Raw genomic sequence first — 12,171 nt, forward strand, 5'->3', positions numbered from 1 at the left:
ACATACGGGGTGGGTACTTGAAGGGCCATGTTATGCTCATTACAGTAATATTATCTGTTTTTCTGTTTGGGTGTGCATCTGCAGACACAGGTAACAACACGACAGACACCACATCATTGAATACAACAGCTGCAGAACCCCTTGCAACTGGTATACAGATGTCCGTAACACCCACAGCCCTCAACCTGGGCACCGTTGACCCTGATGGTCTTGAGAGGGAATATTACTCCATTACAAATGTATCGATAAGAACAGGCGGGGGGACCTTGAGGGTCTCCTTAAGGGCCAGAGGCGACCTCATAGGTATCAACAACAGTTCAAATACAATACCACTCTCAAACCTTAAATACAGCATAAAATATGATGGTCCCTACGGACCCATCGAGGTTCCAAAGAGAAGCCTCACAACAACATATTACACCTTCTGGACATACCCTGACGCTGTTAATATAAAAATTCCAGTGGATTACTATTTGACCGTGCCTCTCTACACTGACCCGGACACATACCGGGTGACTGTGACCTACAGGGCCCTTTAAAGATTAAAATAGGAAGAGGTGGGTCTACCATCCCCTATCCTGCATCCTGCCCTCTTCAGGGATTTCACTGATCTCCAGGCCCCTCATGGCTGTTCCAAGCCCCCTGGAGACCTCTGCTATAACCTCCGGGTCATCATAGTGGGCTGTGGCCTCAACTATGGCCCTGGCATACCCTTCAGGGTTGTCTGATTTGAATATACCTGAACCAACAAAGACACCGTCGGCTCCAAGCTGCATCATGAGGGCTGCATCTGCAGGTGTTGCAACCCCCCCGGCTGCAAAGTTAACCACAGGGAGCTTTCCAAGTTTCGCTGTTTCCCTGACAAGTTCAAGGGGGGCCTCAATCTTTCTTGCAACCTCCCAGAGCTCCTCTTCCTCCTTGTTCTGGATCTCCCTGATCTCACTCATCATTATCCTCATGTGCCTTACAGCTTCAACAATGTTGCCTGTCCCTGGTTCCCCCTTGGTCCTTATCATGGCGGCGCCCTCATCTATCCTCCTGAGGGCCTCTCCAAGGTTCCTTGCACCGCAGACAAATGGCACAGTGAATTTCTTCTTGTCTATGTGGAACCTCTCATCGGCAGGTGTCAGGACCTCACTCTCATCTATCATGTCAACGCCGAGGGCCTCGAGGACCTGGGCCTCCACGAAGTGTCCTATCCTGACCTTGGCCATTACAGGTATGGACACTGCATCCATTATTTCCTGGACCTTGTTTGGATCAGCCATCCTTGCAACTCCCCCTGAAGCCCTTATATCGGCTGGTACCTTTTCAAGGGCCATGACAGCGACTGCTCCTGAATCCTCTGCAATTGCTGCCTGTTCAGCGTTCACAACGTCCATTATAACGCCGCCCTTGGTCATCTTTGCAAATCCCTTCTTGAGTACTTCTGTACCGTGCAGCATGATAAATCTCCTCCATCAGAATGATCATTATAATATTTGAAAATCAGGGGTTAAATATCTATTGCAGTGAGGTTCAGGGGTCTCTCAGAAACTTTTGGGTTGATGTTCGAAAAAGCTTTATCCTGTCCAATATGCAGGTTCTGAGGTTTATCCGTGATTTTACACCCTTTATGGTTTTGATTTGAGTTTTATACTCCTGGATAAGTTTTCTGGAAGATTTTTCCAGTTTACTGGTTGCTGGCTCAATATCAGTCAATCAGGAATGCCCAGAATGTTTTGGATTATGGAAGAGTTATCATCGACCTTATAACCTTTGTTTCCCCCGCCTATAACATCTACAGTCACATTTACTAACGTAAACATCCCTATACTACCAGCGGGTGGTGGCCTGGAAATTAAAATTTTTTGAGTAGTTCCTCAATTTTTTCCATGAAATCATAAAAGTCTGGGAGGTGTTTTTTCAGGATATTGAAGGCTATCTCATCATCAATTTTACCATAACGATGAACCAGGATGTTCCTGAAAGCTTTCATGGCTCTGAGCTTTTCACCCATCTCATTACTGATAATATTATCTCGCAGAAGGTTTTCGAAAACGTCCTCCTCTTCACCTGGAACCCCAAGTTTTAAATCAGAATTTAGTATTGAACATATGTCAAAGATATTCTCTATGGAAAATTCCAGTCTTTTATAGATGCCGTCTTTTACGAGTCCGAGCCCGGAAAACTCTTTGAAGGTTTCAGGAGTATTCTCTTCCACTAGTTTTACGCTTTCCTCTATTTCCTTAAGTTTTGTCCTTATAATGGTTTTTCTTACCATGGCTCCGCCCTTTATTCTATTGGTTTTTCTCCAATATAATCATAGAACCTGTTTTTGAATGCTTCAAATTCTTTTATGGTCTCCCAGGCAATATCATGCAGGAATGTTTCATCCTCACAGTAGATTACCTTCCCCTTCAGCACCTCAACCCTAATATATAATGGGAGAACTTGGAAAATTTGAACATCAAATACCTCTGGAAGCTTTGATAAAAGCCTGAACCTGAAATCTGATGCCTCCTCCATATCACCATCATAATAAATGCAAAGATCTATATCAGAGCCGCTGTGCATTCTATCCCCGGCTGCTGACCCATACAATATTATGAACTTCACCCTCTCAAAGCCTCTGGTTGCCTTTATCTCATTAAGGGCCTTTTTTACCATTTTCATGGAATCCATCCATAAAAGGTTTATCTTCCAAGATATTTTATTCTTTCCCCTTGAATGGGTCTATCAGGACCTTGTGGATTGATTTCTAAAGATTTATCCTGTCCAATATGCAGGTTCTGAGGTTTATCCTTGATTTTAGACCCCTCATGGTATTATGCGTTTTATGCTCTTTGGGATGTACCATCCTTAACCCCTTTTTACTTGAACAGACCAGGAAAAAGGGCTTAACAGTCCTATACGCAATAAATTCCTCCCAAACCATTTTCCTAAGCTAGAGGATCTGAAGGGTTTTCTGTGGGATTCACCTGAATTTTCATGTGCTCTGAGGGATCCTCACAGAATTAGTGAAAGTTTTATAGGTCTGCTCCAGCAAGCTAAAATTCGAAGCAGTTTTTTGCCTGTTACCTAATCCATATAAAAACTTTAAGGTTCCTTTATCCTGCTAAGATCTGCACAGAGACGTTTGATTAGAAAGGCCACAGTTCCTGAAAGTGCCTCAACTGGGGATGCGCAAGGTATTTAAGAACCGCCACCATATAATTCACACCTGAAAAAACTTCATTAGTGATTCAAATGGTTGCTGGAACATTCACCGGATCTGTAATCTACTCCCATGCAATACCTGCAGTTATGGGATTCCTGAGCATGATTCTGATATGTAATGGTGTTATGGATGATAACCGGGACCAGGTCCTTGCAGGTGTTGGCATATTCTTTGCAGCCGGTCTCTTACCCTTCATCATCCTGCCCTTCATCCTCGGAATCTAGTCAGATTTCACCCTCAAGTTTTCTTGTGGCCATTAGGGATGCGAACCTTCCAGCCGCCTCAGGACCCACCATTCTTCTGGCATGCACATAGGCGGCCATGTAGGTGTCCCCCAGACCCGTTGGGTCAAGTTCCCTCACAGCCCTCACAGCCATTACCCTTATTCTGGAGCCGCCATGGCAGATGACTGAACCCCTCCTGCCGCATGTTACCACCGCCTCGGAGGTATGACGGGCCAGCATCCTCAGAGCCCTGGATGGGTTATCTGAGATCGTCCCAAGTTCATTCACATCAAGGAATACACCATCCCCTGCCTCCATGACCCTCCATATGTGCACTGCAGGTTTCAGTATTACGCTGCTTCCCATGGGATGTCTGAGGTAACCCTGAAGTCCTGTGTAGAGCCTGTGTCTCTCACCCAGGAATTCAAGGGTCCCGAGGGGTATGTCTGAGGGGAGGAGAGGTCCTGCAAGTACAGCGGTCCAGTCCTCCTCTGCAAGGCCATCAAGGTCCTCAACTTCTATGGGGTTTTCAGCGAAGTTTGACCTCTGAATCCTGCTTGAGGTATCGCCATTGAGGTAGATGTTTTCAAATTCAACTGTACGGTCATGGTAGATGGGCACGACCCTCGTCTGATCCGGGAATTCCTCAAGGAGCTCCGAGTCTTCCTCTGAGATTGTTACCAGGGCTGTGTGGCTGGTGCCAAGATGGGAAAGGATCCTTGAGTAGTAGTAGACAGCACCACCCACCTTCACCTCGGTGGAGTCTCCCCTCACAATGATGTCCCTGCTTACCGGGCCTATGAGGAGGTACCCGCTCCCTGAACTCACCCGGGCCTCACCATCCCCTCATGGAGTGCCCTTCCAACAAGGACCGCCCTGACACCCATAGCCTCAAGTTCAGGTATCTCCTCAGGGAGAACACCACCACCGGGTATTACACGACCTATAAGTGGTCTGAAGAGTTCAAGGAGCTCCCTGTTGAAACCCCCTGAGGTACCAACGGCCCCTATATCAAGGAGGATTATATCGGATTCGTATCCCGTTAAAAGGTCCCTGAATTCCTCGAGCCCCATTTCAAGGTTCCTTGAGTGGAGCTTCATGTCCTTAACGTCCACGCTGATAACTGTCCTCTCTGATGGATAGTTCCTGAGGATCTCCTCCAGCTCCCCTGTACTATCAAGGGTCTCCGTTGCAACAACTACCCTCGATGCGAATTCAAGCAGGAAGTGGAATGTTTCACGATCCCTGACACCGGCATCAAGGATCACAGGGAGGATGTGGTTCACCCTCCTCACCGCTTCGAGGTTTGAGCCTGTTCCCTCAATGGCATCCAGGTCCGCTATGTAGATGGACCTTGCACCTGCCGCCCTGAGGGATAGTGCGATGTTTACGGGATCGGGTGAAGGTGAATATACTGACTCCAGGGGCCTGTATTTTTCACGTTCACCGGATTTCCCTGATACCGCGATCCCACACTTCAAATCAATAACAGGTATGATCTCAATCATCGGTATAACTCCTGATTAGCTCAATTCTGAATATTTATGTCTCTGGAATACTTAAAGCTTCATTTAATATGAGGGGCTAAAAATAGGGATCTACAATAAAAGGAGTTAGAGGTTGTGGAAAAAATTGAAATGCGGTCCATTATCCCTGGACCATTATGAGTTTACCTGTCTTGGGGTCACGGTAGACTGTTCCCATCTCAACGTACCCCTGGCCTGAACCAGAGGTGGTCTGCGGGGTATCATTGAGTTCCTGACCCTTCTGGACCTCAACAGCCTTCTTCATGGCCTCCATGGTCTCCTGTCTCTCCTGGGGAGTCATATCAGCAAATACAACGTTCTGCATGTTCCATGAGAGTACCAGGAATATCAGGAAACCAACTGAGAGTACCAGCATGGCGTCAACCAGGTTGGCGCTTCCAGCCATGGGGTCCTCTTCATTTTGATCCGATAGGAGTCTTCGCCGGCGCCTGAGCGGCATTATCCATCACCTCCAGCACTGCCTCGGCCATTGTCTCAAGGTTTGAGAGGTACTCCTCATACCATCTCCTCCTGACCTTGGAGATGACGTAGGCTATACCCCCAGATGCAAGTCCCACAACTGTTGTGTCGAAGGCTATGATGATGGCCTGGGCCAGTGTATTGATGTCACCCGCACCGAGGGCTGCAAGACCTGGACCCATGGGTATGAGTGTCCCCATCAATCCAAGGGTTGGGCCGAGTCTGGTTACAATGTCTGTCTTCTCCAGGCTCTTTGCAGCCTTGAGTTCCTCGTTCTCTATCAATTTCCTTGCAAGGGCCTCCCTTGATTTAGGTCCAAGTTCAGTTGTCCCTGCAATGTCCATGAGCACCGCCTTCTGGCTCTGGGGTATCTCCATTGAATCAACGACCTCAATTATCTTCTCGGGGGTTCCTGGATTTGAAATTGATTTTATTGCTGATTCAAGTTCCTTAACATCAGTCCTTATCCTTCCAGAGTACTCTGATATGAGCCCTCCAAGGGTCACTATGGCGTATACCATGAATAACAGCAGGCCCGCTATAACAGGTATGAGGAGGCTCTGGGAGACAACGTGTAGTGCACCGCTCAGTATCTCACTGCCGGGTACTGCAACCATACATATCACCTCTTACTATTCTATGAACGTGCTTTTTCTCTTGTTAAGGTAGATTCCAAGCCCCATCAGGGCTAGGGTTCCAAGGACCACGTATATTATCGTGTCTATCCCTGGCACCGTGAGGGGTGTCATCTTCATGCTCATGACGCTGTTCACGTTTGGGAGCACTATGGCAGCCGTGAGGAAGTATAGGCCGGCAAAGAGCATGAAGTTTCCAAGTAGAACCGGGTATGGTTTCCTGATTGCGGCTGCGATTCCATTGGCGAAGACATAGAAGAAACCTATGAATGCTGCAAGGATTACTCCTGAGTACTTGCCAAGGGTAACCGCTGACACTCCAATTATCGGTGATACCAGAATTATGCTGACGATGACCGCCCCGAAACAGCAGGGGCATGGTGCAACCATTGCCACACATGCAGTCTTTGCTGTGTCACGTCTGTGTTCCTTCCACTCCCTGAGAGTGTGGACACCCGCGAATATGAGAATGGCTGCCATTATGATTGTTATGAGGGAACTGTAGGTGTTGAAGAAGCCCTGAAGCGAGTTCATGTAGGCATCTGCCAGGGCTGCAAGTGCATACACCCCCACTCCGTAACCTGCGGTTATGAGGGCCGCCATCTTCCTTGATAGTCCTGCAAAGCCCATCGCCAGTCCAATCTTCACACCGAATATCAGGAGAACCGATAGGATCCCCGCCTGCCACAGTAGATTTGCAATGTCCATGATCCACACCTTCCACCTTCAAGTTTTGTGATTAATTAGTATATAAATTAAATTATTACGTATTCCTGACTTAGATGCTCTATTTTATTACTACATTTTTTATTACTGCGCTCAGGTTCTGAATAATAACTCATTCAAATAAATTTTATTGAAATTAAAGTTAATCTGATATTTAAGTTTTTTCAAAAAAGAAAATGGGGAGGATGTTATCTCCTTCCCGGTCCAAAGAAGTATCCAACTCCAACGAGGACCAGAATGGCTACAATACCTACCACACCATATACTGGAAACTCCGTTCTCTGTTTCACTGTTGATGGAGTCTCTGTAACCTCATATGACTTCTTCTGACCACTTTCTCCAGCTGCAGAATTCTCTGACATGGCTGATGCCTGTGAAACTGCAGAAAATGCTCCCTGTGAACTTCCTCTGGAATGGCTTCTTCCGCCGCCTGAACCCCCAGATCCAGTCGCTGGCTTTGAAGGTCCTGTGGTTGGACCGGTGGATGGATTTTCGCCGGGATTCACATCTGATGAAGGTTCAGGGGCAAATACCTGGGCACCTGTTGCTGCATAGAGTGCTGCTGTGAATCTTTTCCTGATATCTGATGACATGTACTGGCCAAGCCACTTCATAAGTTCCCTGTCACCACAGATGGAACCTGAACAGGAAACACCATTCTCTGCAACATAGCGTCCGAGATTCTCCGCAATAGTGGTAAGCTGTTCAGTCCTGGCATTCCAGTATCCCCTGTTTGCCATCTCAGCAAAGTGAGCCAGGATGTCCATTGCAGCATAGGGGTTCCTTGAGTAGTAGCTTGTGAGACCAAGATTGTACCTGTCTGCAACCAGAGCATCATAGTAGGAGTCCCAGAATTTGCTGTCCAGTAGATCGGGGACTGTGTACTCCCAGGATACAAGGTGTGATGTGTACTTTGCTATTGTCCTTGGCCCCTGGTAGCCCTCATTGAGGATGCTACGCAGCCAGTCAGGATTCAGGTACCTTGTCCTGTATTCAATTGCAAGGAACTGTTTAAGGGATAGTACCCTTGGATTTGCCGGGTTCGCATAGTGGAGCACATACAGATTGGGAGCTCTGCCATTGTTCATCATCTCAATGGCCATTGAGAGACCTCCGAAGTAGTCAAAGTAGTCGTCGTTATCTGCAACACCGTACAGGTTGGTGTTTCTGCTGTGGTATGCTGTCTGGATGCCCTTAAGGAGTTCCTTAAATGTTTCTGGCATTGAAACTCCCCATGACCTTTCACTGTATGCATGGCTCATCCTGTTGAAGTAGATCTCTGCGAGTTCGCTTCTATCGTTCCATGTCCATGACATCTCTGTTCCCTTGCTGACACCTGCACCGTAGTCCCCCACCGGAGGTGCGAATATCCTTGTGATGGCAACTTCTCCTGCATCATTGGCATTCATTCCTGCCTGCATGTACCTTATGGTGTCATTGATCCAGTGAATTGCAATGTAATTGGTACCCATGGGTTCGCTACCCTTGAAGCTGGTGTACTTTGCATCGACGAGGGTCTGCAGCACATAGTCCAGGGAACTTTTCAGTGCCGGGTGGGCTGCAACGATTTCACTGTAGGATGCCGCGAGGGCAACACGGTAGGCCCTGTCCATGTTTATGAGAAGCCTCGGGAACAGGTCCCTGAAGAGCCCGCTTGTTGTTACAACAGGGTCAACCCTTGGTCTTTCTGTGAATGCCGGGAGCCCTGAAGCTGATCTTAGAGCATTTATATCATCAAGTAGCTGTGAGAGTGGTGTTGCCTTCATATTTGAAGCTGAACCCGTAGATGACCATGTGGGCTCCACACCCATGAGTCTCAGGACAAATGAGACCATGGTTCCATCGTCACGTACCGTCTCAACACACCAGACAACTGCTGCAACCTTCTCAGGGATTCTGTCAAACTGCGCAAGTGCCATGTCTGCCAGGCGCTTACCCAGGTTCCATGCCGTCTTTGTTGGCATGAGGTTCTCTGAAACCGCATAGAAGTTGCTGCCAGTTGGAAGTGCTGAAGGGTTTCGCACAGGATCGTTACCTGCCCTTGGTGTTATGAATCCTCCATTAAGTGCATCCAGGAGTGAATTCATCTCTGAATTGAAGCTCTGATTTATCAATGCAACGTACTCAAGGGCCCTGTTAAGGAGTTCTGTTATCCGAGGATTGTCTGTTAGGCTTGATGGTGGTGTACCACCCATCACCTGGAGTATCCAGTTTACTGTTATGTTGTTGAGCTCCTCCGCCTGCAGTGCCGTGAGGTTATCGAAGTTCCAGCCCCTCGCGGCGGCTATGAGCCTCTGAAGTGAAGGGCTTGATGGTCCTCCATCCGATGAGACCATGGCTGCTGCCAGGAGTGCTATCTCCTCATCAGTCCACCTCAAACTGAAGGTGTGCAGTCCAACAGGCATCAGTGTCTGCTGAAGTACCACAAGGTAATCCTCTACCCTTTCAATGTCATCCACTGTGAAGTTTTCAGGGTTTATGCCCAGCTCTGCAGCCATGTTAAGTTTTATGACGAGGTTCCTGATGGAGTTGAAGTATTCCTGTTTCAGGGGACTTGAATTCGGGGTCTTTGCATAATCATCTATGACGGCCCTGAGTTCCAGAAGATCACCGTAAAGCTGTGTTGTTTTCATTGGAGGGGTTAGGTGATCTATTATTACAGCATAGCCCCTTCTCTTGGACTGTATACCCTCACCGACACCGTCCATTATGTAGATGTAGACTGAGGGCTTTGTACCGGCACATATCTGTGAGAAGTCGAAGCTGCTTAGTGCAACCTGCTTTCTTGGTAGCCACTCATAGGTGGCGTGTCTTCCAATGTGTACCTGTGCGTCTGCATTGAACACCGTGTTCACCCAGGCATACCATGCAAGGTACTGGTGTGGGGGTGCAACCACTGTACTGTGGTAGAGTTTATCAACATCAGCCTCCCATCCCCTCTGGGGTTCCGGGCCTATGAATACGTTTCCAAAGACCAGGCCGGGGATGACGATGTACTTCCTGCCGTTTCTCTCCACTGTCATGACGTTTCCTGGTGGAGATCCCCATCCATTGAATCCCGGGACAGCCAGGGCCTGGAACTCATTCTTGAACTGGTAGAAGAGATTCCATGCTGCATCGGTACTCTCCCCCGTCCTGGCACTGTTCAGAACTGTCCTTAGGGCTTCTGTCATGTTTCTGATCAGCGAAGATGCTGCCTGTGCCTTCTCAGGATAGGTGTTTGCAAGGGATAACATTTCTGAGGACCACTTATCAAGGGTTCCAAGGGCTGCCTTGTAGGCAGTATCACTTGAAGCATAGTTCAGGGCTAACTTCAGGACCTCCTCAATGTAACCAACCGGTCCCTCTATGACCTGTTTTCTTGCAACAGGGTTGAGGGTCTGGAACCATGCATAGTATTCCTCTGCATCCCACAGAATGACTGATGTGGCATTTGCAAGCCTTTCAAGTTCTCCTGGCGCCCATAAAGCAACATTTATTCCCCTCTCTGTCAGAAGTCTTACCAGGTCGTCAGCTGCCCGAGGGAACCCTGAAACACTGTATCCTGCACTCTGCAGTGACTTGAGAATCTCCACCAGGGTTTCCGGGACATTGAGATAGCTTGCACCTATGTTGCCCTTCCCGGGAGGGTAGTTGTAGTAGATTAGGGCCACCCTTTTCTCTGAGTTCATGAGGTACTTCAATCTCAACCAGTTGCTGATCCTGTTTACAAGGTAGTCCATCTGCTCCTCTATCGGAGTGTAGGCGACTATCTCAACACCGGTCATGTTATCCATGGACTTTGCAGGTGCTGCGACGAATATGGGTTCTATGATTCCCTGTGTCTCGGGTATTGCAATCTGGTAGTAGTTGTCGCTCCATAGAAGTCCATCATCTGAGATTATCCATTCACCCTCTTCCCTCTTTGTTGATATCATCGCCCTGAAGACGGGAACGTTCATCCTCTCAAGGAGATTGGCTGTCTGGTTCACAAAACCGGAGCCGAGGGTGAATGTTGTGAAACTTACCAGCGCATCTATTCTGTATCTGTATCTGGAAGAGTTTGCCTCATATTCTGCTGCAGTTATAACCCTTGATGGGTCTGCGGGATCATAGACAAAGAATTTTACCATGGCTGAATAGATGTTGAGTGGCTGTGTCCCGTTAACACCAGAATATGCCCCAACAACGGGTATGACGTTTAATCCCTTTGCTGTGAGTTTCTCTATTATGCTGTCAAAATGTGCCATGTCACCTGATAGGAGCACGCTGTCAAGTCCTGCGATTCCGACGGTGGGCCTTGATGTGTTGAGTGGGTATGCTGCAAGGTAGTCCGCTAGGCTTGTGAAGACCCTGCCGTCCCGGTAGAGCATCTCGGCTGGCAGCGTAACCGGTGCTGCGGGTTCCCATACAGATGGCCATGTGCCGCCGTTCATCACCGTGAAGTTCTTGAGCAGGAGTTTGAACTGGTTTTCATAGTTCACAGTCCCCTTCTTTGCATAGTAGAGGCCATAGGTCACCCATGGTGCCAGCTGCGGGTACGTTGCCACGTAATTCTTTAGACGGGCCTCATTGGAATTCTTAAGGTCATAGAGGATTGTGTTCTTTGTATCTGTGTTTCCGATGACCGAAGCAGGTATGCCCTGGAATATTTTAACCCCGTTGATCTGTGACATGTTTGTAAGGTCAGGGTCGCTCTCAAGGACAATGAATATCTTGTTTGGCCTGTTAAATGCGATCTCAGGGTGGGCATTCATAACGTTCCTGAAGTTTCCTGAGTCAAAGAGCCACTCTGCAATTACGATGTCTGCTGATTCAATAAGTGACTTCAGCTCTGCAGGATCCATCTTTGAAATCTGTGTGGTTGTCCTCACCTCAAACCGAACAGCCCATGTTGACCTGTTCTGAGGGTTATAACCAGATTGTGATGGATTTATGATTTCCATAACCCTCTTTGCAGCATCATTGGTCATCTTGGAGCTTGTGGATGAATGTATGACAAGTACCACTGGATCTTTAATCTGATCCGTGTTATTTGCTGTGATTGAGTCTCCCGTACTAACCTCCGTGCTGTTGTCTGCTGCTGCTACGCTCTGGCAGAACATTAACATGAGAATGACTGCTGTTACTGTAATCAGATGTTTTCTCATGATCCTTTCACCTCCTTTAAATTTTTCAATATTCATTTATTGTGAAGACAATATAAATTATTGTTATTACTATTTCGAGGCAATTGAAAAATAGAGTATTAATAAATAAATAATATTACTTATTTTATATGTGTATCATGAAAAAGTAATACCAACATAAAAAAAGAAAAAAAATGGATGGGTTTATTTTCCTGCTTCGCCCCTGAGGAATCCGAAGGCCACAAGACCAGCAGCAACAAGGACGCCCACGAT

11 protein-coding genes are annotated in these 12,171 nt (G+C 47.5%); 2 read left to right on the forward strand and 9 right to left on the reverse strand.

Features of this window, described 5'->3' with window-relative positions:
* Positions 1-17: 17 nt before the first annotated feature.
* Complete coding sequence (locus DNK57_RS08870; RefSeq protein WP_192962590.1) at positions 18-539, forward strand: hypothetical protein; 522 nt, start codon at positions 18-20, stop codon at positions 537-539.
* A gap of 24 nt (positions 540-563) precedes the next feature.
* On the opposite strand, the gene pdxS is transcribed toward DNK57_RS08870, so the two are convergent.
* The 3 genes from pdxS to DNK57_RS08885 form a co-directional block, all read right to left on the reverse strand.
* Positions 564-1,445 carry a pyridoxal 5'-phosphate synthase lyase subunit PdxS gene (pdxS, locus tag DNK57_RS08875; RefSeq protein ID WP_192962591.1) on the reverse strand — a complete coding sequence of 294 codons (882 nt, stop codon included), beginning with the start codon at positions 1,443-1,445 and terminating at the stop codon, positions 564-566.
* Positions 1,446-1,840: 395 nt separating this feature from the next.
* Positions 1,841-2,263 (reverse strand): type VII toxin-antitoxin system HepT family RNase toxin, encoded by a 423-nt coding sequence (hepT, locus tag DNK57_RS08880; protein ID WP_192962592.1) that lies wholly within the window; start codon positions 2,261-2,263, stop codon positions 1,841-1,843.
* 11 nt (positions 2,264-2,274) lie between these two features.
* Positions 2,275-2,664 carry a nucleotidyltransferase domain-containing protein gene (locus DNK57_RS08885; protein WP_192962593.1) on the reverse strand — a complete coding sequence of 130 codons (390 nt, stop codon included), beginning with the start codon at positions 2,662-2,664 and terminating at the stop codon, positions 2,275-2,277.
* A 564-nt stretch (positions 2,665-3,228) separates the two neighbouring features.
* Here DNK57_RS08885 and DNK57_RS08890 point away from each other — a divergent pair.
* Positions 3,229-3,423, forward strand: coding sequence for a hypothetical protein (locus tag DNK57_RS08890; protein ID WP_192962594.1), 195 nt, complete (start codon positions 3,229-3,231; stop codon positions 3,421-3,423).
* On the opposite strand, the gene DNK57_RS08895 is transcribed toward DNK57_RS08890, so the two are convergent.
* From DNK57_RS08895 to DNK57_RS08920, 6 genes are all read right to left on the reverse strand, one after another.
* Positions 3,424-4,251 carry a PfkB family carbohydrate kinase gene (locus DNK57_RS08895; protein WP_192962595.1) on the reverse strand — a complete coding sequence of 276 codons (828 nt, stop codon included), beginning with the start codon at positions 4,249-4,251 and terminating at the stop codon, positions 3,424-3,426.
* Positions 4,248-4,931, reverse strand: a complete 684-nt coding sequence (locus DNK57_RS08900; protein WP_192962596.1) for a HisA/HisF family protein — start codon at positions 4,929-4,931, stop codon at positions 4,248-4,250. The genes DNK57_RS08895 and DNK57_RS08900 overlap by 4 nt, the downstream gene beginning before the upstream one ends.
* 139 nt (positions 4,932-5,070) lie before the next feature.
* Positions 5,071-5,409 (reverse strand): DUF2149 domain-containing protein, encoded by a 339-nt coding sequence (locus DNK57_RS08905; RefSeq protein WP_048060878.1) that lies wholly within the window; start codon positions 5,407-5,409, stop codon positions 5,071-5,073.
* Entirely contained in the window at positions 5,366-6,046 is a 681-nt protein-coding gene (locus tag DNK57_RS08910) for a MotA/TolQ/ExbB proton channel family protein (RefSeq protein WP_192962597.1), read from the reverse strand. The genes DNK57_RS08905 and DNK57_RS08910 overlap by 44 nt, the downstream gene beginning before the upstream one ends.
* A gap of 15 nt (positions 6,047-6,061) precedes the next feature.
* Complete coding sequence (locus DNK57_RS08915; protein WP_192962598.1) at positions 6,062-6,772, reverse strand: DUF2162 domain-containing protein; 711 nt, start codon at positions 6,770-6,772, stop codon at positions 6,062-6,064.
* A gap of 206 nt (positions 6,773-6,978) precedes the next feature.
* A complete protein-coding gene (locus DNK57_RS08920; RefSeq protein ID WP_226891243.1) occupies positions 6,979-11,919 on the reverse strand; it encodes a cobaltochelatase subunit CobN in 4,941 nt (1,646 codons plus the stop codon).
* Between the last annotated feature and the right edge of the window lie 252 nt (positions 11,920-12,171).

Source organism: Methanothermobacter thermautotrophicus (assembly GCF_014889545.1).
Taxonomy (GTDB): domain Archaea; phylum Methanobacteriota; class Methanobacteria; order Methanobacteriales; family Methanothermobacteraceae; genus Methanothermobacter; species Methanothermobacter thermautotrophicus_A.